The sequence below is a fragment of the Paenarthrobacter sp. NPDC056912 genome, from assembly GCF_042786555.1.
Classification (GTDB): Bacteria; Actinomycetota; Actinomycetes; order Actinomycetales; family Micrococcaceae; genus Arthrobacter.
Genome location: NZ_JBHUCD010000017.1, coordinates 101,304 through 124,135 on the forward strand (window position 1 = coordinate 101,304; position 22,832 = coordinate 124,135).

The 22,832-nt window shown below is 63.2% G+C and carries 21 protein-coding genes and 1 riboswitch; of the genes, 18 read left to right on the forward strand and 3 right to left on the reverse strand.

What is annotated here, in order from left to right; translation table 11 throughout:
* Nucleotides 1-304 precede the first annotated feature (304 nt).
* Together smc and ftsY are read left to right on the forward strand one after the other, a co-directional pair.
* Nucleotides 305-3,904, forward strand: coding sequence for a chromosome segregation protein SMC (gene smc, locus ACFRJ9_RS17935; RefSeq protein WP_377670665.1), 3,600 nt, complete (start codon nt 305-307; stop codon nt 3,902-3,904).
* 20 nt (nt 3,905-3,924) lie between these two features.
* A complete protein-coding gene (gene ftsY / locus ACFRJ9_RS17940; RefSeq protein ID WP_377670668.1) occupies nt 3,925-5,130 on the forward strand; it encodes a signal recognition particle-docking protein FtsY in 1,206 nt (401 codons plus the stop codon).
* Between the two features lie 66 nt (nt 5,131-5,196).
* On the opposite strand, the gene ACFRJ9_RS17945 is transcribed toward ftsY, so the two are convergent.
* On the reverse strand, nt 5,197-6,417 hold the full coding sequence (locus ACFRJ9_RS17945) for an MFS transporter (RefSeq protein WP_377670669.1): 1,221 nt from the start codon (nt 6,415-6,417) through the stop codon (nt 5,197-5,199).
* Between the two features lie 262 nt (nt 6,418-6,679).
* On the opposite strand from ACFRJ9_RS17945, the gene ACFRJ9_RS17950 reads away from it, so the two are divergent.
* Nucleotides 6,680-7,999: an ammonium transporter gene (locus ACFRJ9_RS17950; protein ID WP_377670671.1), complete on the forward strand. Its 1,320-nt coding sequence runs from the start codon at nt 6,680-6,682 to the stop codon at nt 7,997-7,999.
* Nucleotides 7,996-8,334 carry a P-II family nitrogen regulator gene (locus ACFRJ9_RS17955; RefSeq protein WP_017199639.1) on the forward strand — a complete coding sequence of 113 codons (339 nt, stop codon included), beginning with the start codon at nt 7,996-7,998 and terminating at the stop codon, nt 8,332-8,334. The genes ACFRJ9_RS17950 and ACFRJ9_RS17955 overlap by 4 nt, the downstream gene beginning before the upstream one ends.
* Before the next feature lie 86 nt (nt 8,335-8,420).
* On the opposite strand, the gene ACFRJ9_RS17960 is transcribed toward ACFRJ9_RS17955, so the two are convergent.
* On the reverse strand, nt 8,421-9,821 hold the full coding sequence (locus ACFRJ9_RS17960) for a glucose-6-phosphate dehydrogenase (protein WP_377670673.1): 1,401 nt from the start codon (nt 9,819-9,821) through the stop codon (nt 8,421-8,423).
* A 170-nt stretch (nt 9,822-9,991) separates the two neighbouring features.
* Here ACFRJ9_RS17960 and ffh point away from each other — a divergent pair, with 170 nt between their 5' ends.
* Together ffh and ACFRJ9_RS17970 are read left to right on the forward strand one after the other, a co-directional pair.
* Nucleotides 9,992-11,572, forward strand: coding sequence for a signal recognition particle protein (ffh, locus tag ACFRJ9_RS17965; protein WP_377670675.1), 1,581 nt, complete (start codon nt 9,992-9,994; stop codon nt 11,570-11,572).
* 59 nt (nt 11,573-11,631) lie between these two features.
* Entirely contained in the window at nt 11,632-12,354 is a 723-nt protein-coding gene (locus ACFRJ9_RS17970; protein ID WP_377670677.1) for an alpha/beta fold hydrolase, read from the forward strand.
* Here the strand turns inward: ACFRJ9_RS17970 and thiC are convergent.
* Entirely contained in the window at nt 12,337-14,199 is a 1,863-nt protein-coding gene (gene thiC, locus ACFRJ9_RS17975) for a phosphomethylpyrimidine synthase ThiC (protein ID WP_377670679.1), read from the reverse strand. The genes ACFRJ9_RS17970 and thiC overlap by 18 nt on opposite strands.
* Nucleotides 14,194-14,301: riboswitch (TPP riboswitch) on the reverse strand. (Overlaps the previous gene by 6 nt.)
* A gap of 83 nt (nt 14,302-14,384) precedes the next feature.
* On the opposite strand from thiC, the gene ACFRJ9_RS17980 reads away from it, so the two are divergent.
* From ACFRJ9_RS17980 to ACFRJ9_RS18035, 12 genes are all read left to right on the forward strand, one after another.
* On the forward strand, nt 14,385-15,467 hold the full coding sequence (locus ACFRJ9_RS17980; RefSeq protein WP_377670682.1) for an amidohydrolase family protein: 1,083 nt from the start codon (nt 14,385-14,387) through the stop codon (nt 15,465-15,467).
* A gap of 76 nt (nt 15,468-15,543) precedes the next feature.
* Nucleotides 15,544-16,416 carry a VOC family protein gene (locus ACFRJ9_RS17985; RefSeq protein ID WP_377670684.1) on the forward strand — a complete coding sequence of 291 codons (873 nt, stop codon included), beginning with the start codon at nt 15,544-15,546 and terminating at the stop codon, nt 16,414-16,416.
* 77 nt (nt 16,417-16,493) lie between these two features.
* Nucleotides 16,494-16,931 carry a hypothetical protein gene (locus ACFRJ9_RS17990; protein WP_377670685.1) on the forward strand — a complete coding sequence of 146 codons (438 nt, stop codon included), beginning with the start codon at nt 16,494-16,496 and terminating at the stop codon, nt 16,929-16,931.
* A gap of 225 nt (nt 16,932-17,156) precedes the next feature.
* Nucleotides 17,157-17,579 carry a 30S ribosomal protein S16 gene (gene rpsP, locus ACFRJ9_RS17995; protein WP_377670688.1) on the forward strand — a complete coding sequence of 141 codons (423 nt, stop codon included), beginning with the start codon at nt 17,157-17,159 and terminating at the stop codon, nt 17,577-17,579.
* Between the two features lies 1 nt (nt 17,580).
* The gene (locus tag ACFRJ9_RS18000) at nt 17,581-17,823 is read left to right on the forward strand and encodes an RNA-binding protein (protein WP_011775119.1); all 243 of its coding nucleotides are present in this window, start codon (nt 17,581-17,583) and stop codon (nt 17,821-17,823) included.
* A gap of 129 nt (nt 17,824-17,952) precedes the next feature.
* Nucleotides 17,953-18,510, forward strand: coding sequence for a ribosome maturation factor RimM (gene rimM / locus ACFRJ9_RS18005; RefSeq protein ID WP_377670690.1), 558 nt, complete (start codon nt 17,953-17,955; stop codon nt 18,508-18,510).
* A complete protein-coding gene (gene trmD, locus ACFRJ9_RS18010) occupies nt 18,507-19,307 on the forward strand; it encodes a tRNA (guanosine(37)-N1)-methyltransferase TrmD (RefSeq protein ID WP_377670692.1) in 801 nt (266 codons plus the stop codon). Before rimM ends, trmD begins: the two co-directional genes overlap by 4 nt.
* A 267-nt stretch (nt 19,308-19,574) precedes the next feature.
* On the forward strand, nt 19,575-19,928 hold the full coding sequence (gene rplS, locus ACFRJ9_RS18015; protein ID WP_014922079.1) for a 50S ribosomal protein L19: 354 nt from the start codon (nt 19,575-19,577) through the stop codon (nt 19,926-19,928).
* 81 nt (nt 19,929-20,009) lie between these two features.
* The gene (gene lepB / locus ACFRJ9_RS18020) at nt 20,010-20,684 is read left to right on the forward strand and encodes a signal peptidase I (RefSeq protein WP_377670694.1); all 675 of its coding nucleotides are present in this window, start codon (nt 20,010-20,012) and stop codon (nt 20,682-20,684) included.
* 3 nt (nt 20,685-20,687) lie between these two features.
* A complete protein-coding gene (lepB, locus tag ACFRJ9_RS18025) occupies nt 20,688-21,572 on the forward strand; it encodes a signal peptidase I (RefSeq protein WP_377670697.1) in 885 nt (294 codons plus the stop codon).
* Complete coding sequence (locus tag ACFRJ9_RS18030) at nt 21,572-22,345, forward strand: ribonuclease HII (protein ID WP_377670699.1); 774 nt, start codon at nt 21,572-21,574, stop codon at nt 22,343-22,345. Before lepB (ACFRJ9_RS18025) ends, ACFRJ9_RS18030 begins: the two co-directional genes overlap by 1 nt.
* 56 nt (nt 22,346-22,401) lie before the next feature.
* On the forward strand, nt 22,402-22,746 hold the full coding sequence (locus tag ACFRJ9_RS18035; RefSeq protein WP_089595421.1) for a DUF2469 domain-containing protein: 345 nt from the start codon (nt 22,402-22,404) through the stop codon (nt 22,744-22,746).
* Nucleotides 22,747-22,832 lie beyond the last annotated feature (86 nt).

The window sequence follows — 22,832 nt, forward strand, 5'->3', positions numbered from 1 at the left end:
CGCACGTTCCCTGCTTGCCGCTCCCCAGCCAGGGTCAAACCAAGATCTTCAGTTATGGAACATCGGGCTTTGCACTTGGACCGTCGTCCCGAAGATCTGGACCGGATCCGGCCTTGACAGGACTGAGGTCCAAGTCGAAGCCGGATCACCGGGACGAATTGCGCCAAGTAACCCTTGGCAGGAGTGTAGGGAACAGGCATGCCGGCCGCAAGGCTTTCCGGCTACAGATCCGTGGATTTCGTTCAAACCGCAGTAGATTGTAGGGGATATAGACACCCGGGCCACCCAGGAGATCCGAAGCGCCTTGCATTTGAAAAGTTTGACTGTCCGCGGATTCAAGTCGTTCGCGTCGGCCACGACGTTCGACTTCGAGCCCGGCGTCACCGCAGTCGTCGGTCCCAACGGCTCGGGCAAATCCAACGTGGTGGATGCCTTGGCCTGGGTCATGGGGGAGCAAGGCGCCAAAACCCTGCGCGGCGGCAAGATGGAAGACGTCATCTTTGCCGGCACATCGGGACGACCCCCGTTGGGCCGTGCCCACGTTTCACTGACCATCGACAATGCGGACAACGCGCTCCCCATCGAGTACAGCGAAGTCACCATCTCCCGTACGCTTTTCCGCACCGGCGGATCCGAGTACGCCATCAACGGAGCACCCTGCAGGCTCCTGGACATCCAGGAACTCCTGTCCGATTCCGGACTCGGCCGCGAGATGCACGTCATCGTGGGGCAAGGGCAGCTGGACCGGGTCCTGCACGCGACGCCCGAAGACAGGCGGGGCTTCATTGAGGAAGCCGCGGGTATCCTCAAACACCGTCGACGCAAAGAGAAGACGGTCCGCAAACTGGAAGCCATGCAGGCCAACCTTGCACGGCTGGGGGATCTCACCGCCGAGATACGCCGCCAACTCACTCCGCTGGGCAAGCAGGCAGAAATAGCCCGCCGCGCACAGACCGTGCAGTTCGATGTCCGGGATGCCCGAGCCCGTCTTCTGGCCGACGACCTCGTGCAATTGACCACTGCCCTCCAGCAGGACGTTGCCGACGAAGCTGCGCTCAAGGAACGCCGCCAGGTTGTTGAGGCCGGGCTGGGCTTGGGAAGGCGCCGCCAGGCAGCCCTGGAGCAACAAGGCGCCGAAGCAACTCCACGCCTCAACGCTGCTCGCGATCATTGGTACCAACTGTCCACGGGCAGGGAGCGCCTGCGTTCACTCGGATCGCTGGCCACCGAACGCCGGCGGCTTCTTGGCTCCTCCGAAGCCAGCGCCGACTCAGGTCGCGACCCCGAACACCTTGAGCAACAGGCGGCGCGGGTCCGCGGGGAACAGGCGGCACTGGAGCACGACATCCTTGCCAAACAAGCAGCCCTCCTTGAAGCCACGGTTGCGAAGGACGCCGCAGAGGCGCTCGCAGGTGCGGAGGACAAGCGACTGACCACTATGCTCAGGGCGGCCGCCGACCGCCGGGAAGGGCTTGCGCGGCTGGCAGGTCAAGTGGCGGCTGCCCGATCCCGCGCTGAGGCTGCGGAAGCTGAGCGTGGACGCCTCAGGGAGTCCCTTGGAGCCGGCGATGAACGCCGACGCAAGGCACAGAGCGAATTTACCGCCCTCGAGTCACAGGTAGCGGGCGTCGAGGACGGCGAGGAGAGCCTGGACGCGGAGTACGAGGATGCCAATGACGTCCTGGATGCCGTGCTCGCCGAAATCGAGGAATTGAAAGCAGCGGAGCGGGAAGCGGTGCGCGAGAGGGATTCCCTTACTGCGCGGCGTGATGCCCTCCAACTGGGACTCAACCGCAAGGACGGCTCCGAACGGCTCCTCTCGGCCGATGCCCACGGTATCCGCGGTCCGTTGGCTGCAATGGTGTCCATCGAAGCAGGCTACGAGGCCGCGATTGCAGCGGCCCTGGGCAGTGCCTCGGATGCGTTGGTCATTGCCGATTCCGGTAGTGCCATTGCCGCGATCGCTCTGTTGAAGGACGACGACGCAGGCCGTGCGGCGCTCCTCTTGGCCAACCACCCGACGTCGACAACCGCTCCGGACGCGTCTGCGGTCTCGGGCGAGCCTGGGCTTCCTGACGGGTGCCGCTGGGCCGCCGATGTCGTCTCCATCACCGACCCTTCGGCCCAAGGCGCCCTGGCGCTCCTGGCCGCGACCGCCGTCGTCGACGACGTCCGGGCAGCGGCAGCGCTGGTCGATGACCGGCCGCATATCAAGGCAGTCACGCTGGAGGGTGATGTCTTTACGGCGCTGACAGTCATGGGCGGCTCTGCCACGGCTCCATCGCTGCTGGAGATTCAGGCGGCAGTGGACGACGCCGGTGCCCGCCTTCAAGAGGTCACCGCTCGTCTTGAACGTGGACGCTTCGCCCTGGCCGGCGCCCAGTCGCGACGCGCCGAGGCCCAGGACCGCGCCGACGCGGCGCTGGAACGGCTGCACGAATCGGATGCCCGATTGGCCGCTGTAGCGGAGCGCTTGGGCCACCTCAATTCCCTCCTCCGGAGCGCCGTAGGCGAAAGCGAGCGGCTCGCCTCCTCCATGGCGCGCGCCGAGGCGAATATCGCGGACGCGCAATTGGACCTTGAGGTAGCCGCAGAACGTCTGGCCGCCGCCCAGGAAGCCCCTGACGAGGAACCTTCCACGGATCAACGTGACGAACTCGCTGCCCAGGCCAGGATCGCCAGGTCCGTGGAAACGGACGCAAGGCTTGCCCTTCGTACCTCCGAGGAGCAGCTCGGTGCCATCAGTAACCGCGCCGCTTCGCTTGAGCGGGCGGCCGCTACCGAGCGGCGTGCCCGTGAAGAGGCGGCCCGGCGGGCGCAGCGAAGGCGTGCCCAGGCCCATCGTGCGGCGGCGGTCGCGTCGGCGGTTGAGCAGACGCTCCATTTCCTCGACATCTCTGTGGACCTTGCCGGACGCGAACGCGATCTTGCGGAGCAGGTTCGGGAGCAGCTCGAGAAGGAGCTCACCGAAGTCCGGTCCGGAAACGATGCCCTGGCCCGGGAGCTTGCCGAACTCACAGACTCGGTGCACAAGGATGAGATGGCGCGGGCCCAGCAGCGGCTTCGCATCGAAGCCCTTGAAACCCGGTCTATCGAAGAGCTGGGGCTTTCGGCCGAGCAGCTCGTGGCAGACTACGGTCCCGACCAGGCTGTTCCGCTGCCCCCTGGAAGCAGCACGGACAAGTGGGCGGAACTCCGGGCACCGGTGGACGCGAACGGAGACCCCGTTGTGGAAGGTGTCCCGTTCCAACGGGCCGAGCAGGAGAAGAGGCTGAAGAAGGCCGAGCGCGAACTGGCAGCGCTGGGCAAGGTCAATCCCTTGGCCCTGGAGGAGTTCGCCGCCCTGGAAGAACGGCACCAGTTTCTGAGCTCGCAGCTCGAGGACCTCAAATCCAGCCGGAAGGACCTGCTGGACATCATCAAAGAGGTGGACAAACGTGTCCAGGAAGTTTTCACTGAGGCCTTTGCCGACACCTCGGCCCAGTTCGACCACGTCTTTGCGCGGCTCTTTCCCGGCGGTGAAGGCAAGCTGGTCCTCACTGATCCCGATGACATGCTCACTACCGGAATCGAAGTGGAAGCACGGCCGGCCGGCAAGAAGATCAAGCGGCTTTCACTCCTCTCCGGCGGTGAGCGTTCCCTGACGGCGGTGGCGCTGCTCGTGGCGATCTTCAAAGCGCGGCCGTCACCGTTCTATGTCATGGATGAAGTGGAGGCTGCCTTGGACGACACCAACCTTGGCCGGCTCATCACCATTTTCGAAGAACTGCGCGAGTCCAGCCAGTTGATCGTGATCACCCACCAGAAACGCACCATGGAAGTCGCTGATGCGCTCTATGGCGTCACCATGCGAGGCGATGGCGTCTCCACGGTCATCAGCCAGAGGCTCGGTGCCGGGGCATAGCTTTATGAGAAGGTAGGGGAGTGAACGATTTCCTTCCCATTATTCTGTCCATTCTCGCTGCGCTAGTAGTGGTCGGCGGACTCGTGCCGGTGCTGATGAAGGCCCGGAAGTCCGGGGCCAAGTACCCCGGAACGCGGGACGCAAACGACCCCGTTCAGTCGTCGGCTGCAGGCGGCGGGACCCTGGTGGAGGACCGTCCGGATGAGGTGAAGGCACCGGCCCCCACCTTCGACGGATCCGTGGAAGGCGCGGATGTGCCGGATGACGCTGCCGGGCTCGAAACCATCGCCATCGACACACCTGCCCCGGTGGAAGGTCGGCTGACCCGCCTCCGCGCCCGCCTGATCAAGTCCAACAACATCCTGGGCAAAGGTCTCCTTGCCTTGTTGTCCGGTGACAAGATCGACGAAAACGTCTGGGACGAGGTCGAGGAGACACTCCTCCTGGCAGACCTCGGGACCGAACCCACCACTGAACTCGTCGACGCATTGCGCGAACGCGTGAAGGTCCTTGGCACCCGCAGCCCCGAGGACGTGAAGGCAATGCTGCGTGAAGAGCTCATCAAGCTCGTTGATCCCGGCATGGACCGTTCGCTGAACGTCGAGCGCAAGGGCGACCGGCCCGCCGTCGTGCTTGTTGTTGGCGTCAACGGCGTCGGCAAGACCACCACCGTGGGCAAGCTCGCCCGCGTCCTGGTGGCTGAAGACAAGGACGTTTTGCTGGGTGCTGCTGATACTTTCCGCGCTGCTGCTGCGGAGCAGTTGGCCACGTGGGGCCAGCGCGTGGGCGTACCCACCGTGAAGTCCGACATCGACGGCGCCGACCCCGCCTCGGTAGCGTACGAGGCCGTGAAGGCCGGTATCGACCAGGAAGTTGATGTAGTCATGGTGGACACTGCAGGACGCCTGCAGAACAAGACCGGCCTGATGGACGAACTCGGCAAGGTCAAACGCGTGATCGAGAAGCTGGCTGAAGTGGACGAGGTCCTCCTGGTCCTCGATGCCACCACCGGACAGAACGGCCTGAACCAGGCCCGCGTCTTTGCCGAGGTCGTGAACATCACCGGCATCGTCCTGACCAAGCTGGACGGAACGGCCAAGGGCGGAATCGTTGTTGCCATCCAGAAGTCGTTGGGCGTTCCCGTGAAGCTCATCGGTCTGGGCGAGGGCCCGGACGATCTCGCACCGTTCGATGCGGAAGGCTTCGTGGACGCGCTCCTGAACTAGCGCATCCCGCCCGACTGACTGGCAGTTGTGGTTGTTCTGAGTCCTCAAAACAACCACAACTGCCAGTCAGTTTTTGTGCTTAAGGGGTTCGCGGGCGAAAAGCCACCCTGCCGCGGTGAGCAGGAGCACGCCGCCGGTGATGCCGAATGCCCAGCCGTAGCCGAGGCGGTCGGCCAGCAGCCCTGCCACTATCGGTCCAATAATGGCTCCCGTGTCCGCCGCCATCTGGAAGACCGCGAGCACCTTGCCTCCGGAGCGTCCCCGGCCAATGACATCGGCGACGGCGGCCTGCTGCGCCGGGCCCAGCAAGCCCGAGCCGAAACCCGCCACAGCGGACGCTGCGAGGAAGGCCGGCAGGTCTGTTGTCAGCCCGATGACACCCGTGGCGGCACCGGTGATGACCAGGCCCGGGATCAGCAGGGGCTTGCGTCCCCACGCGTCGGCGAGCCGTCCCGAGAACGTGAGTGCCATGGCGTTCCCCACTGCGAAGATGGCCAGTGCCCACGCTGCTGTTTCGGGCTTGGATTGCAGTGCGGCCACGGCAAACAGGGGGATGGTGGCCATACGGACGCCAAATGTCACCCAACCATTGCCGAAACTCGAGAAAACGGCGGCGCGGTAGGCAGAGTCAGCCAAGGCTTCCTTCAAGCTCATGGCCGGCGCAGGAGCGGTGTCCCGTGAGGCATGACCTTCACCGCTGAGCATCGTACGGACTACCAAAGCTGCCACCAGCAACGCCCCGGCATAGGCAAGGAACGGAACCCGGAGGCCGAATCCTGCCAGTAAACCGCCCACCACCGGCCCCAGCACGCTGCCGATCAGGAAGGCTGATGCGTAGGCGCCGGAGACCCTGCCACGGCGTTCGGGTGGTGCGAGCCGGATGAGCAAGCCCATGGCCGCAACGGTGAACATTACAGAGCCCGCTCCGCCGAGGCCGCGGAAGATCAGCAGCTGCCAATAGTTCCCTGCGAAAGCGCAGGCTGCCGTGGAGACCGCCACGATCAGGAGCCCGGACACATAGACGTTCCGCTCGCCGAACCGTCCAATCAGTGCACCGCCGGCCGGGGCGAAGACCAAGCGCATGAACGCGAAGATACTGACGATCACGGCTGCAGCCGTTGCGCCAACGTCGAACGTGGTGGCAAATTGCGGCAGCACCGGTGCCACCAATCCAAAGCCGAGCGCGATCAGGAACGCAGCTGCCAACATGACCTTGATATCGCGCGGCAGGGGAGTCTTCTCCGGCCGGATCCTTGGTGCTCGTACGGATCTGGGCGATTCGGTCATATGGTGCTGGTCCTTCATGTGGTTTCTGGTGCAAAGCGGCGTTCGAGTGGCAAAACCGGTTGAATTCCGGTGAAGTGTGCCGCCTGAAACATATCCGTAACACCGGGGATATGCACCATTTACGTTGGGGAGGTTGTTGTAACCAGCCCGCAATGTAAAACCTGCGCAGGTGAAACACGGCGGCACAAAACTCTTAAGCAGGACGCAAACGGCGTCAGGACAGCGGTTGAACCGCAGATCTAGCAAGAGAGGAACGTGCACCATGGAACTTACCGCAGGTCACGTATGGGTCATGGTGGCGGCGGCACTCGTGCTGTTCATGACACCCGGTCTGGCATTTTTCTACGGCGGCATGACACGCGCCAAGGCAGCCCTGAACATGATGATGATGAGTTTCATCTCCATCGGCATCGTCGGAGTTGTCTGGGTCCTGTGGGGCGCCTCAATGAGCTCCGGCGCAGGCTTCCTGGAAATCGTGGGCAACCCGTTCGCCACCTTCGGACTTGAAGGCATCGACACCCCGGATGGCCTGATCAAGGTCGGCTACGCCGCTACCTTCGCGATCATCACCGTAGCCCTCATCAGCGGTGCCATCGCAGACCGTGCCAAGTTCGGCGCTTGGACCATCTTCGTCCCCGTCTGGGTCACCCTGGTTTACTGCCCGCTGGCCTACATGGTTTGGGGCGGCGGACTCTTCGGTCCGGAAGGTGCCATCGGCAAGGCCCTTGGGCCTGCGATCGACTTCGCCGGCGGCACCGTGGTGCACATCAACGCAGGTGTGGCCGCTCTGGTCCTGGTCTTGATCATTGGTAACCGCCGCGGATTCGGCAAGGACCCCAACCACCGCCCGCACAACATCCCGTTCGTCATGCTTGGTGCCGCAATCCTGTGGTTCGGCTGGTTCGGATTCAACGGCGGTGCAGCAACAACCGCTGAGCAGGCTGGCCTCATCTGGATCAACACCCTTGCAGCTCCGGCAGCGGCCATGATCGGCTGGCTCATCACCGAGCGCATCCGCGATGGTCACCCGACCTCGCTTGGCGCAGCGTCCGGTGTAGTTGCCGGCCTGGTGGCCATCACCCCGGCCTGTGCCAACGTCAGCCCGGTGGGTGCCCTTGGACTCGGCGTCATCGCCGGCGTCGCCTCGGCCCTGGCCGTGGGCCTGAAGTTCCGCTGGGGGTTCGACGACTCCCTGGATGTTGTGGGCGTCCACCTCGTCTCGGGCATCATCGGCACCGTGGCCCTGGGCTTCATCGCCCTTCCGGCCGACGGTGTTGGCGGCGGCCTCTTCTACGGGGGCGGATTCACGCAGCTCTGGGCCCAGCTCGCAGCAGCCGGCATCGCCATCGCGTTCTCGGCCATCATGACGGCCATCATCGCCTTCGCCATCCACAAGACCATGGGCTTCAGGGTCTCCACAGAACAGGAGAACGTTGGCGTTGATCTTAGCCTCCACGCTGAGACTGCCTACGAATTCGGTGTCAACGGCCACGGTGGCAGCTTCCAGCCCCTCCACGACATTGTCACCGGCAAGTCTGAAGAGAAGGCTCCCGCAGAAGGCAAGGAGAGTGTCCAGGCATGAAGCTCATCACAGCGATCGTCCGTCCCGAAAAGCTCGAAGCAGTCCGGGAAGGCCTGGAAGCATACGGGGTCCAGGGCCTGACGGTCAGCGCGGCCAGCGGCTACGGCCGGCAGCGCGGCTACACCGAGGTGTACCGCGGTGCCGAGTACAACGTGGACCTGCTGCCCAAGATCCGCATCGAAGTCCTGGCCACGGACGAGCAAGCAGATGACATCCTGGATGTCCTGATCGCCAGCTCCAACACGGGACGTGCCGGAGACGGCAAAGTCTGGACCGTGGATGTCTATGAAGCCGTACGGGTCCGTACGGGTGAGCGCGGCGCGGCCGCGATCTAAGTTCCTGATGCAGCAAAGCGGGCCGGGTACCAGTCAAGGTACCCGGCCCGCTTTTGCGTCCCCTCTGCCTCGGGTCCGCGGCTGTCTTAGTCCACGACGTCGGCGGGCCAGCCCGCCGGCCCCGCGGTGCCGGCGTCGTACTCGTCCAGTGGGACGGCACCGCTCTCCCAGGCTTGGAGGACCGGTTCGATGATCCGCCAGCAGTCCTCAGCGGTATCGCCCCTGACGGACAGAAGGGGGTCGCCGGCGATGATTCCCTCAAGCACTTCACCGTAGGGCAGCATTCCGGGGGCGTTGAGCTCGGCTATGAGGCTGGCGCGGTCCAACGTGAAAATGTCACCGGGACCGTTGACGTCGACGTCGAGCTCGAGGACATCGGGACCGAATCCGATGCGCAGTTGGTTGGGGGAGTCCACGCCGGAGAAGCCCACGGGCAGGTGCGGTACCGGGCGGAAGGTGATGACAGCCTCCTTGCGGCGCCTGCCCATGGCCTTCCCGGAGCGAAGGATGAACGGAACGCCTTTCCAGCGCCAGGTGTCGATGTCCACCCGGACCTCCGCGAGCGTTTCGGTATTGCGTGCGGGATCGACGCCTTCTTCGGCAGCGTAGTCCGGCACAGTCCGGTCACCCAGGGTCCCTGCTGTGTACCGAGCCCGACGTGTGGAGTCTCCATAAGGGGCCTTGATGGTGCTGGCACGCAGGACGGTGGCCACGGCATCGCGGAGGTCGCGTTCGCCGATGGTGGCCGGGGCGTCGATGGCCAGGAAGGCCATGATGTGCAGCAGATGGCTCTGGATCATGTCCCGCAGCGCTCCCGCGCCGTCGTAGTAGCGGGCCCGGCCTTCGAGGGCAAGGTCCTCGTCGAAAATGATCTCCACTTTCTCGATGTGCTCACGGTTCCATACGGGTTCCAGGAACCGGTTGGCGAAGCGAAGGCCAAGGATGTTCAACACGGTGGCCTTGCCCAGGAAGTGGTCCACCCGGTGAATGTGGTCCTCGGGCACCAAGGCGGCCAAGGTCTTGTTCAGCTCATGGGCGGAACCAGTACCGGAGCCAAAGGGTTTCTCCATCACCAAGCGAGTCCCCTGGGGCAGTTGCTCCCGGCGGAGTACCTCGCAGGCCTTCTGGCTGATGTGGGGCGGCAATGCGAAGTAGACAGCGATGGGGCCTTCCAGCCGGCTCAGCAGGTCTGCCAAGGGGCCATCGGCAGTCACGTCCACTTGGTGGTACTCGGTGGTTTTGGCAACAGCATCCAATGCAGCACGCCCTGGAGTGTCGGACCCGCTGGAAGCTGCCTCGAAAGCATGAGTGACCCGCTCCTGCCACTGGTCCGGGGTCCAAGGGTCGGAACCCGCGCCGACCAATCTCAGGCCGGGCGCCCGGCCGGTGGCCAATAAACCTGCCAGCCCGGGGAGGAGCAGTCTGCCTGTCAGGTCCCCGGACGCGCCGAGGATGAGCAACGTTTTCACTGTTGTTTTGCTGGTCACTGTGCCAGCATGCCATCTTGCAGGTACGACTTGGTACCCTAGATAGTCGAGTCCCGTAGTCGACGCTTGTTAGTTGGGGTTGAGACACATTTGTTGGGGCAAGAATCGTCAAGACTCCGGCGTGCCGCTTTGGCCGCCGTTCGTAGACCATCGAAAGAAGTGCGCGGCGCGTGTTCAATTCACTCTCTGACCGGTTGACAGCAACCTTCAAGAACCTTCGTGGCAAGGGCCGCCTCTCCGAGGCTGACGTCGACGCCACCGTCCGGGAGATCCGCCGTGCCCTGTTGGACGCGGACGTCGCTGTGTCCGTGGTCCGCGAGTTCACCTCGCGCATCCGTGAACGCGCCCTCGGCTCCGAGGTTTCGGGTGCATTGAACCCGAGCCAGCAGATCGTGAAGATCGTCAACGAGGAACTCGTTGAGATCCTCGGTGGCGAAACCCGCCGCATCCGCCTGGCCAAGACGGGCCCTACTGTCATCATGCTCGCCGGCCTCCAGGGTGCCGGTAAGACCACCCTCGCCGGCAAGTTGTCCAAGTGGCTCAAGGCCCAAGGGCACAGCCCCCTGCTGGTGGCCTGTGACCTTCAGCGGCCTAACGCCGTCACGCAGCTCCAGGTTGTTGGCCAGCGCGCCGGAGTTCCGGTCTTCGCACCGCACCCGGGAGCCACGTCCGAGCTCGAACACCCTGCCGGCGACCCGGTCGCCGTCGCGAAAGCCGGCGTCGAGGAAGCACGCCAGAAGCTGCACGACGTCGTGATCGTCGATACCGCCGGCCGCCTCGGCGTCGATGCCGAAATGATGGACCAGGCGCGCCGCATCCGCCAGGCGATCATCCCGAACGAAGTCCTGTTCGTGATCGACTCCATGATCGGCCAGGACGCTGTCAACACCGCGATGGCCTTCGACGAAGGCGTCAACTTCACGGGCATTGTGCTGTCAAAGCTCGACGGCGACGCCCGCGGCGGTGCCGCACTGTCGGTGGCATCGGTCACCGGTAAGCCGGTCATGTTTGCCTCCACCGGTGAGGGCCTGGACGACTTTGAGCTCTTCCACCCTGACCGCATGGCTTCCCGCATCCTGGACATGGGTGACGTCCTCACCCTGATCGAACAGGCTGAGAAGGCATGGGACAAGGACGAAGCCGCCAGGATGGCGAAGAAGTTCGCCGACCAGGAAGACTTCACCCTGGACGACTTCCTCGCCCAGATGCAGCAGATCCGCAACATGGGCTCCATGAAGAAGATGCTCATGATGATGCCGGGTGCGCAGAACATCCGTCAGCAGCTGGAGAACTTCGACGAAAAAGAGATTGACCGCGTCGAGGCAATCGTCCGATCCATGACGCCGCACGAACGCGTTGCTCCCAAGATCATCAACGGTTCACGCCGGGCCCGTATCGCCAAGGGTTCAGGTGTGCATGTCTCTGAGGTCAACGGCCTGCTGGAGCGTTTCGCGCAGGCCCAGAAGATGATGAAGAAGCTGGCCCAGGGTGGCGGCATGCCGGGTATGCCTGGAATGCCGGGCCTTGGTGGCCCGGGCGGGGGACGCAAGAACGGCAAGAACGCTCCGAAGAAGAAGGCGCGCTCGGGCAACCCTGCCAAGGCAGCCCAGGAGCTGCGCGATGCTGAAACCAAGCGGGCAAACGCAGCCTCGGCAGCACCCACGGGGGCGGCTTTCGGCCAGGGCGCAGCGGACTTCGACCCGTCATCGCTCAACCTTCCCAAGGGTTTCGACAAGTTCCTCGGCAAGTAGATATTGCTTTCCAACTAACTGGCAGTTGGGATGTCAGAGCCGTGGAATAGGCTAAACCAATGCACAAGCAGCGCGTAGTCTTCGTCCACGGTGTGGGTAGCTTCGGCGCTGCGGCATGGCCAAAGCAGCATGGCATGGCACTGGGCTACGACGCTTTGTTCCTGCGGCGCCACGGTTTTGATCCCGCGGCAGAACCGTTGGAGTCAGATGTGGCGGCGGACGTTCGTATTCTGCTCGGTTCGCTGACCAGCAGCGGTGGCGGGCACGTGGTGGCCCATGAGCAAGGTGCCGTCTCGGCGATGCTGGCAGCGTTGGAACGCCCTGACCTGGTGCATTCCCTGTCGCTGGTGGAGCCGGCTTGTCTGTCCCTGACCGCGGAACTTCCCGCTACAGCGTCCCATCGGGCGCTTATGGAACCACTGTTCCAGGTGCGGAACCAACTAAGCGATGCCGACTATGAGCGCGAGTATTTTCGCCGGGCCTATTCAGTGAAGACCGGCGGTTTGGATACTCCAGAGGCACGGCGTTCGGCCCTGCGCCTCCGCCTGCAAGCTCCGCCCTGGGAGGCGCCCCTGCACATTGTCCCGGGCGTCCCCACCTTGGTCCTGACCGGCGGTTGGGAGCCTTTGTATGAGGAAATCGCCGGCTACCTCGAAGAGACCGGTGCCCTTCGCCGCGTTGCTGCGGGAGGACACCGGCCCCAGGATTCTGCCGACGGCGACCGGATCATCCGGCGGTTCATCGCCGACGTCGGCAGGTCGATGTCAGTTCAGGCGTCCTGAGAGGTCGTTGTCGGCTCCTGCGCTGCGTGCCGCACTGGTCGCCGGAATCTGCAGCTCCGGCAGGTAGACCTTGCCGCCGGCTGCCAGGAACTCCTCGCTCTTCTCCCGCATCCCGCTGTACATCCCTGCAATGGCCGCCTGCGCCTCGGCCGAACCGTACTCGTCACGGATGTCCTGGCTGATGCGCATGGAGCAGAACTTGGGGCCGCACATGGAGCAGAAGTGGGCGGTCTTCGCAGGTTCCGCCGGCAGCGTTTCGTCGTGGAAGGCTTCAGCGGTCACAGGATCAAGGGACAGGGCGAACTGGTCGCGCCAGCGGAACTCGAAGCGTGCCTTGGAGAGGGCATCATCGCGTTCATGTGCGCCCGGATGGCCTTTTGCGAGGTCCGCTGCATGGGCGGCGATCTTATACGTGATCACGCCCGTTTTCACGTCGTCCTTGTTGGGGAGCCCCAGATGTTCCTTCGGTGTCACATAGCAGAGCATGGCTGTGCCGTAGCGGGCGATCTCCGTTGCCCCGATGGCCGAGGTGATGTGGTCGTATCCGGGCGCGATGTCGGTGACCAGTGGTCCCAGTGTGTAGAACGGGGCCCCGTTGCAGAGTTCCTGTTGGCGTTCGACGTTTTCCCGGACCAGGTGGAACGGAATGTGCCCGGGTCCCTCCACCATGACCTGCACATCGAATTCCCAGGCCCTCCGGGTGAGCTCGGCAAGGGTGTCCAGTTCGGCGAACTGGGCTGCGTCGTTGGCGTCGGCGATGGCGCCGGGACGCAAGCCATCGCCCAAGGAAAAGGCGACGTCGTACTGGGCGAAGATTTCGCATAGCTCGTCGAAATGCGTGTAAAGGAAGTTCTCCTGGTGGTGCGCCAGGCACCAGCCGGCCATGATCGAACCACCACGGGACACGATCCCCGTGACCCGGTTGGCCGTCAGCGGCACATACCTAAGGAGCACGCCGGCGTGAATGGTCATGTAGTCCACACCTTGCTCGCATTGCTCGATGACGGTGTCCCGGAAGATCTCCCACGTGAGTTTGTTGGCCTCTCCGTTGACCTTTTCCAAGGCCTGGTAGATGGGCACGGTTCCGATGGGCACGGGGGAGTTTCGGATGAGCCATTCGCGCGTGGTGTGGATGTCATCGCCGGTGGACAGGTCCATGACAGTGTCCGCGCCCCATTGCGTTGCCCACTGCAGTTTGTCGACTTCCTCCGCGATGGAACTCGTCACGGCCGAATTCCCGATGTTCGCGTTGATTTTCACCAGGAAGGCCTTTCCGATGATCATCGGCTCGGATTCCGGATGGTTGATGTTATTGGGAATGATGGCCCGTCCCGCTGCCAGTTCGCTCCTGACCAGCTCTACGTCGCAGTTCTCGCGCAGCGCCACAAACCGCATTTCCGAAGTCACGACGCCCTGCCTGGCGTAGTGCATCTGGGTGACGGTCCTACCTTCGACGGCGCGCCGGGGCACCGGTTGCGCCCCCTTCCACTCCGCGGATGCCGCGCCCCGCCGAACCGCTGACTTGCCGTCGTCGAACAGGTTCCGCTCGCGGCCCCGGTAGCTTTCGGTATCGCCGCGGGCTTCCACCCAGGATTCCCTGAAGGGCGCCAAGCCCACCACGGGATCACTTCCCGGGCCTGAGGTCCTGTAGACCCGCAGTGGAGCATTGGCCTGTCCACTGGGGGAGGGCTCCAAGGCGATCTCCGTGACGGGTACACGGATTCCGTTGCCCGGGTCCTCCAGGTAGGCCAGCGAATGGGATTTCAGGGACTGCGTGACGGCACCGCTTGCGGCTGGAGCGGAGTGGTTTTGGGCAGGGCTGTGCTGTGTTTCTGTGGTTCTCAAGGATTACTCACTTCCTTCGCCGGCATTACCCGGACAGGTTCAACGGTCGCAGACTGCGTCAGTCCGATCTCAGCCCCTGCAGGGGCCCCCGTGTGGTCGTAGATGAAGCTACCACAGCTCCGAACGTGCACCCAGTCACATGGCCCGCAAGCGTCGGCGGTGCGGCTGCCGACTAGGCTTTTGCCATGGCCAATATCATCGAATTCAGCGGATCCGTCCTCGTTGCAGCTGACGACGAGCGGGAGGGAATGTGGTCCGTCGACGGTGTCCTGACGTTCGTACGGCCAACCGCGGCGCCGGACGAGGTGCTGGATGGCTGGGTCTTGCCGGGCCTGGTTGATGCGCATTGCCACATCGGACTGGGAGCAGGCGGAGCCGTTGATGAGGCGACCACCCTCGCTCAGGCCCAAGCGGACCTCGACGCCGGAACGCTGCTGATCCGGGACGCCGGATCGCCCAGCGACACCCGCTGGGTCCAACAACGGATGGACTTGCCACGCTTGATCCGGGCCGGCCGACACATCGCCAGGAGCCGGCGCTACCTTCGCGGGCTGGGCCACGAGGTTGAACCCGGGCAACTGGTGGAGACTGTCCGGAAGGAAGCCAGGGCAGGCGATGGATGGGTGAAACTGGTGGGCGACTGGATAGACCGGGGCGTTGGTGACTTGGCGGCCTCATTCCCGGCCAACCTCGTGAAGGACGCCATAGCTGCCGCCCACGATGAGGGTGCCAGAGTGACCGCCCATTGTTTCGCCGAGGACACGATCGACCACATGTTGGATGCCGGCATTGACTGCATCGAACACGCCACCGGCCTCTTGCCCAGGCACATTCCACGATTGGTGGAGCAGTCGGTGCCCATTGTTCCCACCTTGGTGAACATCGCGACGTTCCCTGACATTGCCAACCAAGCTGCGCCAAAGTTTCCGAGGTACGCCGACCACATGATGCGCCTTTGGGAACGCAGGAAGGAACGGGTGCTGGAGGCGTTCGAGGCGGGCGTGGCTATCTACGCGGGCACGGATGCGGGCAGCGTCATCAAGCATGGCCGGATCGCAGAGGAAATGATGGAACTGCACGACGCCGGGCTGCCGCCTTCTGCGGTCCTGAACGCTGCTGCTTGGGGTGCGCGGGCTTGGCTGGGAGCGGAGGCTATCAGCGAAGGGGCGAGTGCCGACGTCGTGATTTGCCGGAGCGATCCCAGGCTTGAAGTGGGAACGGTCTTGGAGCTAAAGCACATCGTGCTTCGGGGTAATATCGTCCGCTAGGAATAAATTGAAGCTTCAAGTAATTTAGATAGGTAGAACGTGCCGAAAGGCGGCCACTCAGATTCGGGAGCTTCACATGACCACAACATCCAGCCAGGACCTGCTTCCTGCCGAACTCACCATGGGCACCGTCATGCTCAAGGTTGGCGACATGAAGGTCATGAGCGATTACTATCAGCGCGCGTTGGGCCTGGTGGTCGTGGCTGAGCAGGATGGCGGGCTGTATCTGGGGCGCGTCGGGAAGCCGCTTGTCCACCTTGCACCCGCTGCCGGACTGCAGATTCCCGCACGCGGTGAGGCTGGCCTGTTCCACACGGCCATTTTGTTCCATGACCAGCCTTCGCTGGCGGCTACCATCGCCACGGCGGCCGAATATGAACCCCGGGCATTCGCTGGCAGCGCCGACCACTTGGTGAGTGAAGCGTTCTACTTCACGGACCCTGAGGGTAATGGCATTGAGCTCTACTACGACAAGCCCCGCGAACAGTGGCAATGGGATGGCAAGAATGTAGTCATGGACAACGTTGCGCTCCCGCCGCAGCGGTTCCTGCAGCAGCACCTGAGCGAAGCTGCCGTGACCGGACAGCGCGAGGCGGCTGCCGGCGTCGGGCACGTGCATTTGCAGGTGGGCGACGTCCAGACAGCCCACGATTTCTACGTAGACACCCTCGGTTTCGAAAAGACGGCCGGATGGCACGGCCAGGCGCTCTTTGTTTCTGCAGGCGGATACCACCACCACATGGCAATGAACGTGTGGAACAGTCGCGGGGCGGGACCACGCCGCGACACCCTGGGTTTGGGTGAGGTGGTCATTGAGGTGCCCGCCGGCGAGGACGTGGCAGCGTTGGCCGACCGGTTGAAGACGGCAGGCGTGGAAAATCACCACACCGGCGTGGAGTTGCGTTTCGAAGACCCTTGGCGCAACAAGCTGCGGGTCGCCGTCCGCTAGGCTGGGCGTTGGCGTCACCGGCCCTTTCGGGTGTGGTGCCGCCGCCCCGTCAGCACGAAGGAATGAGAGTACTTTCCATGGGCTTTGCCGAAATTTTTGTAGCCACCCACGATGAAGCACTCAAGCGGGCAGCTGCCCTGGATCGGGGCGCGGAAGCCTCTGGTCCTGCCGTCAGGATTGAAGGCATTACCGATTTCGAGGTCGAGCAGCTCGGTGACCTGGCCGGCCAGGCCGTCCATGCCGCAGGGGCAGACTATGAACTGGCCCTTGTGGACGTCACTAGCGACGCGCTCCTGGGCGTTCCCGAAGCCATGGTGAGGGCCCTTGCCGAATTGCTCACCTATGAGAGCGAAGGCGAGGGAAACGTCCTCGACGACGTCGCTGCGGCCTGGGCTGCACAGGACGACATGCCGTTCGGTGCAGCCGAGTCGCGCCAGTATGTCCAGCAGCTATCAGCACTGGCTACCGACGTCGAAAAGGCCGAACGCGCCGGCCTCTACGTCTGGTCCGTCTGAGGCCGGAATCCGGATTCAGGGCGGCGCGGGTGACCGATAACACATGGTCCCGGGTGGCGTAAGTCGTAAAAGCGTCTGTCATCTGGCACAATGGACAGGTACTCGATCGGTGCGGCCCCTCTCTCCGTGCCCGTATCTTGTCCTTCGAACCCTCAAGTATGGCCCGCCCCACGGGTGCAGAACGATGGCTTCAACCCCGTTTCAGAAACAGGAGTGACCACAAAAGTGGCCGTAAAGATTCGCCTTAAGCGCTTCGGTAAGATGCGCGCACCGTACTACCGCATTGTCGTCATGGATGCCCGCGCCAAGCGCGATGGCCGTGCCATTGAGGAAATCGGCAAGTACCACCCCACCGAAGAGCCGTCGTACATCGAGGTCGCTTCCGAGCGCGCCCAGTACTGGCTGTCCGTTGGTGCCCAGCCGACCGAGCAGGTCGCCGCGATCCTCAAGATCACCGGTGACTGGCAGAAGTTCAAGGGCCTCCCGGGCCAGGAAGGCACCCTGAAGACCAAGGCTCCGAAGGCTGCCTTCGTTGCACCGGAGAAGGGTTCCGTCATCATTCCGGAAGCCATCACCAAGAAGGCCAAGAAGGACGAAGCTGCTGAGGCTCCGGCCGAGGCTGAAGCAGAGACCACCGAGGCTGAGTAAATTGCTGGCAGAAGCGCTCGAGCACTTGGTCCGTGGGATCGTTGACAGCCCTGAGGATGTCAAGGTCAGTGCCAAGAACAACCGCCGCGGGGAATCCCTTGAGGTGCGCGTTCACCAAGAGGACCTCGGACGGGTGATCGGACGCCAGGGCCGGACCGCACGCGCACTGCGCACTGTGGTTGCCGCCTTGGCTGGTGGCGAGCAGGTCAGGGTCGACGTCGTCGACACCGACCGCCGCCGGTAACGCGCTCAGCAATACTTGTCTTAGATCCGGCCCCTTCACCGAATATGGTGGAGGGGCCGGATTGCTTTATCCACAATTTCAAGATCGTGGCCGCACGGCGGCACGGCACCCAAGAATTCAGAGGAACCCATGCAGCTCCAGGTGGCCCGGATCGGAAAACCCCACGGCATTCGCGGCGAGGTAACGGTGCAAGTACTCACTGATGCGCCCTCCGAGCGCTTCGTCGCTGGAACAGAGTTCGTTGTGGAGCCGGCTTCCGCTGGCCCCTTGACGATTCGTAGTGCCCGATGGAACAAGGACATCCTCCTGCTGGGCTTTGAAGAAATCGCCACCCGCAACGCTGCCGAGGTCATTCGCGGCGCCAAACTCTTCATCGAGACCGAGGACCTTGACGAGGAAGACGACGACGAGGGCTGGTATGAGCATGAACTGGTAGGCCTGGAGGCGCGGGTCGGGTCCCAGGTTGTCGGCAAGGTCGCCGCCCTCAACACCATGCCGGTGCAGGACCTGCTGATGGTCAAGGCCGATGACGGCAAGGAGATCCTGGTTCCTTTCGTGGACGAAATCGTCCCCGAGGTCAACATCGAGGGCGGATACATCCTCATCACGCCACCTGCAGGTCTCTTTGAGATCAATGACGATACCGCCAAGGAGTCACAGGACGGCGCGGGGGATGATGCCTCATGAGGATTGATGTGGTCAGTATCTTCCCGGAGTACCTGGCTCCCCTGGAACTGTCCCTGATAGGTAAAGCCCGCCAGGACGGATTGTTGGAACTCAATGTTCACGACCTCCGCAGTTTCACTACGGACAAGCACCGGACCGTGGACGATACCCCCTACGGCGGCGGCGCCGGCATGGTCATGAAGCCTGAACCTTGGGCCCAGGCCCTTGAATCCGTTGCCGGGACGCCCGAGGGTCCAAAGCCTGTCCTGATTGTTCCGTCCCCGGCGGGGGAGAGGTTCAACCAGGCGTTGGCCTACGAGCTCGCCGAAGAGGAGCAACTTGTCTTCGCCTGCGGCCGGTATGAAGGCATCGACGAGCGTGTCATCGACTGGGCGCAGGATCACTTCACTGTGCGTCCGGTAAGTCTTGGCGATTATGTGCTCAACGGTGGCGAGGTCGCCGTGCTCGCAATGGTCGAGGCGATCGGGCGTCTTCTTCCGGGCGTTGTGGGAAACCCCGAGTCCCTGATCGAAGAATCCCACTCGGACGGCCTGTTGGAGTACCCCGTGTACACCAAGCCGTCATCGTGGCGGGACCACGATGTTCCTGCCATCCTGCTCAGCGGCAACCACGGCAAGATCGCCCAATGGCGCCGGCACGAGCAGTTCCGTCGTACTTCTGAGCGGCGGCCGGACCTTTTGGCGGAATTCGACGCCGGTGTGCTAAGTCGCGCTGACCGTAACGCCCTCGGCGACCTCGGGTACGACGTCGTCGACGGTCGCCTGAGGCCCCGTCACGGCGGCGAGACGGGCCGATAAGGCCGGCTGTTCGGCCTCGGACCTTTGCGGGAACCGGAACAGTTGGCCGGACGGTCGCGCATATGGCAGAATTAACCCTTGTGTCTGCTGGGCTGACACCTGCCACAGGGGGAGTTCAGCCAACAGTCGGACAACCCGGTGACGCCAATCAGTGGCGGAACCGGACACCAAGAAACTTCGGCGGAGATTTCCGGTGGCCTTTGTGCCGCGGGCTTGTTCGCCGTAACCCAAAGTGAATGACCTGTGGCGTTCACCAGGAGTGGATTAATGCATATCCTCGATAGCGTAGATGCAGCCTCGCTGCGTAACGATGTTCCGGAGTTCCGCGCGGGCGACACCCTCAAGGTTCACGTCAACATCATCGAAGGCAAGAACTCCCGTGTCCAGGTATTCCAGGGCTTCGTCCTGGGCCGCCAGGGTGACGGCGTTCGCGAAACCTTCACCGTGCGCAAGGTTTCCTTCGGTGTCGGCGTAGAGCGTACCTTCCCGGTACACTCCCCGATCATCGACAAGATCGAGGTCGTCACCAAGGGTGACGTCCGCCGCGCCAAGCTTTACTACATGCGCGCACTGCGCGGTAAGGCTGCGAAGATCAAGGAAAAGCGCGACTTCGCCAAGTAGGTCCTCCGACTTACTTAACGGGTCCAGGATTCGTGCCCGGTTGCTTCCGGAGCAATCCGCAACGCAACAGGGATACGAGTCATGGACACATCAGAACGCCAGCCCCGGAAACAGGGCTGGCGTTTTGTTGTGTTTGCGTTGGTTCTCGCCGTCGCAATCAGCGGACTGGTCCGGTCCTTGTGGATCGATGTCTATTACATCCCCTCCGAGTCCATGGAACCCCTACTGGGAACGGGGGACAGGATCCTGGTCTCGCGCACGGCCTTCAGTTCGGAGCCGATCCGTCGGGGCGACGTGGTGGTGTTCGACGGGCGGGGTTCGTTTGCCCCGCTGAGCAGCGGAAAGGGTCCGTTTGTTGACGCGGTGTCGGCCGCGAGCCAATGGTTCGGGCTCACGGGAAGCGACACCACCTACGTCAAGCGCGTGATTGGGGTTGCAGGCGACCACGTGCAATGCTGCGACGCCGCCGGCCGCCTTACAGTCAACGGTCAGCCACTGATGGAACCCTATGTGTACCCGGGCGACGAACCCAGCAAGCAGAAATTCGACGTAAATGTCCCCGAGGGGCGCCTGTGGCTCATGGGCGACCACCGTTCCCGTTCCGCGGACTCCCGTGGGCTGCTGGGCGCACCCGGTGGTGGCATGGTTCCTATCGAACGTGTCATTGGACGACCGGTCCAGATCATCTGGCCACTTGATAGATTTGCAGAGATGCCTCGCTCCGCGCAGGCCGATACACCATCGAAGAACGGATAGTAGATGCCGGACAAAGCTCCCGAGAACCCCGAGCGGCACGACGACGACGCCCGGGTCTCGGACGGAACGGCCGGCGTCGCCGGCTTGGCTGAGTCCCATCAGGCCGACGGCGATACGCCACGCGGGCCGGAAAGTTCTCCTGCTGAGGGGGCTGCTGCCAACGGAGGTACGGGTTCCGAAGGAGGCGCCCACGTCGCCGAGCAACCCCGGCGGAACCCAGCCCTGGTTTGGCTGAAGGAAATAGCCACGGTGGTGGCGATCGCCGTGGTGTTGTCCTTCCTCATCAAGACATTCCTCTTCCGGGCCTTCTATATTCCTTCCGAGTCCATGGAGAGCACCCTGGACGTCAACGACCGGATCTTCATCAACCTCCTGGTTCCAGAGCCCTTCGCGCTGGCCCACGGCGACGTCGTCGTCTTCAAGGACTCCCAGGGCTGGCTTCCGGCAGTGGTCAAGAAACCTGCCGGCCCCTTTGACTGGGTGGGTGACGCCCTTGAATTCGTGGGGTTGGCGGCCGACGACAATGAGCAGCACTTGGTGAAGAGGATTGTCGGGCTCCCGGGCGACCATGTCTCTTGCTGTGATGCCAACGGCAAGGTCAGTATCAACGGCGTAGCGGTGGACGAGACGTACATCAATCCTGCGGAGGCGCCCCAGCCCAACCCGTTCGACATCGTGGTTCCGGAAGGCAAAGTTTGGGTCATGGGTGATAACCGAAACCACTCGGCGGACTCCAGGATGCACCAGGAAGTCAACGGTGGCTTTGTTAACATTGAAGACATAGAGGGTAAGGCAACTGTTATCGCCTGGCCTGTCAATCGATGGACCATCCTCGACAATTATCCGGACGTTTTCCGCGACGTCCCCCGTGCTCCGTCAGGACAGTAATGGCAACACCGGCCAGTGGCCCGCAGGGCAAGACGCAAGGCAGGACAAGGGCAACCGCCCAGCCTAAAGCCAAGGCAAAGACGCCGGTCGGCGTTCCTACCCTTGACGTGGAGCGTTCCTTCCTGTCACCGGGCGTGCGCCTGCTTGCTGGTGTGGACGAAGTCGGCAGGGGAGCCCTGGCGGGACCGGTCAGTGTAGGCATCACAGTGGTCAACCTGGAAGACCACGGCCTGCTGGCCGATGTCCGGGACAGCAAGCTCCTCAAGCCTGAGGATCGGAACAGGCTTGAACCACTGGTGCGTGACTGGGCGGTGGCCTGTGCCGTTGGACATGCGACAGCACAGGAAATCGATGAGGTTGGCATCATCGCCGCCCTCCGGCTGGCGGGAACGCGGGCCTGGTTCGAGATCCTGGACGGCGGCGTCGTGCCTGATGTCGTGTTGCTTGATGGCAGCCATAACTGGCTTTCTGCCGAGGTGCAGGCCTCGCTGTTCGACACTGGACCTGCAGGGCCCTGGTGTGAAGCTCCGGTTCATACACGGGTCAAAGCAGACATGACTTGCCTAAGTGTGGCGGCCGCCAGCGTTCTGGCGAAGGTCGCGCGGGACAGGATCATGGTGGAGCTGCATGAAGAAGTGCCTGCCTACGGCTGGAATGAGAACAAGGGCTACGCCACCACCGCCCACCGCGACGTGATCCGGCTCCAGGGTGCCAGCGCCTACCACCGGACAAGCTGGCACCTCACAGGACCTGAGCCGCTGACAGGACCCTGAGCTGCCCTGCCTCCCAGGTGGCGCAGGGTGCCCGGCTGATAGTGCAAGATGGAACTATGAGTGCCGAGGACCTTGAGAACTATGAAACCGACATGGAGCTGCAGCTCTACCGTGAATACCGCGATGTTGTCGGCCTGTTCAGCTACGTTGTGGAAACCGAACGGCGGTTCTACCTTGCCAACCACGTGGACCTTCAAGCACGCAGCGCTGACGGAGAAGTCTACTTTGACCTGACACTGCAGGACGCGTGGGTTTGGGACGTGTACCGTTCGGCGCGCTTCGTGAAGAACGTCAGGGTCATCACGTTCAAGGACGTCAATGTGGAGGAACTTCCCCGCAGCGAAGACCTTTCATTGCCGAAGGACGGCGGGCTTGGGGACTTGGGCGACCTCGGCAACTGATATGTAGAAGTTGTTGTCAAGAGGCAGTTGTGAGCGGCTCCCGGCTTTCGTGTCGGGGGCCGCTTTGCGTTGGGTGCTGTCCGGGT

Excerpts from the sequence above, each read along its gene's own strand:
- ACFRJ9_RS17945 (WP_377670669.1), bottom strand. The coding sequence starts at position 6,417 with ATGACCGAATCGCCCAGATCCGTACGAGCACCAAGGATCCGGCCGGAG.
- ACFRJ9_RS17950 (WP_377670671.1), top strand. The coding sequence starts at position 6,680 with ATGGAACTTACCGCAGGTCACGTATGGGTCATGGTGGCGGCGGCACTC.
- ACFRJ9_RS17955 (WP_017199639.1), top strand. The coding sequence starts at position 7,996 with ATGAAGCTCATCACAGCGATCGTCCGTCCCGAAAAGCTCGAAGCAGTC.
- ACFRJ9_RS17970 (WP_377670677.1), top strand. The coding sequence starts at position 11,632 with ATGCACAAGCAGCGCGTAGTCTTCGTCCACGGTGTGGGTAGCTTCGGC.
- ACFRJ9_RS17980 (WP_377670682.1), top strand. The coding sequence starts at position 14,385 with ATGGCCAATATCATCGAATTCAGCGGATCCGTCCTCGTTGCAGCTGAC.
- ACFRJ9_RS17985 (WP_377670684.1), top strand. The coding sequence starts at position 15,544 with ATGACCACAACATCCAGCCAGGACCTGCTTCCTGCCGAACTCACCATG.
- ACFRJ9_RS17990 (WP_377670685.1), top strand. The coding sequence starts at position 16,494 with ATGGGCTTTGCCGAAATTTTTGTAGCCACCCACGATGAAGCACTCAAG.
- rimM (WP_377670690.1), top strand. The coding sequence starts at position 17,953 with ATGCAGCTCCAGGTGGCCCGGATCGGAAAACCCCACGGCATTCGCGGC.
- trmD (WP_377670692.1), top strand. The coding sequence starts at position 18,507 with ATGAGGATTGATGTGGTCAGTATCTTCCCGGAGTACCTGGCTCCCCTG.
- rplS (WP_014922079.1), top strand. The coding sequence starts at position 19,575 with ATGCATATCCTCGATAGCGTAGATGCAGCCTCGCTGCGTAACGATGTT.
- lepB (WP_377670694.1), top strand. The coding sequence starts at position 20,010 with ATGGACACATCAGAACGCCAGCCCCGGAAACAGGGCTGGCGTTTTGTT.
- lepB (WP_377670697.1), top strand. The coding sequence starts at position 20,688 with ATGCCGGACAAAGCTCCCGAGAACCCCGAGCGGCACGACGACGACGCC.
- ACFRJ9_RS18030 (WP_377670699.1), top strand. The coding sequence starts at position 21,572 with ATGGCAACACCGGCCAGTGGCCCGCAGGGCAAGACGCAAGGCAGGACA.
- ACFRJ9_RS18035 (WP_089595421.1), top strand. The coding sequence starts at position 22,402 with ATGAGTGCCGAGGACCTTGAGAACTATGAAACCGACATGGAGCTGCAG.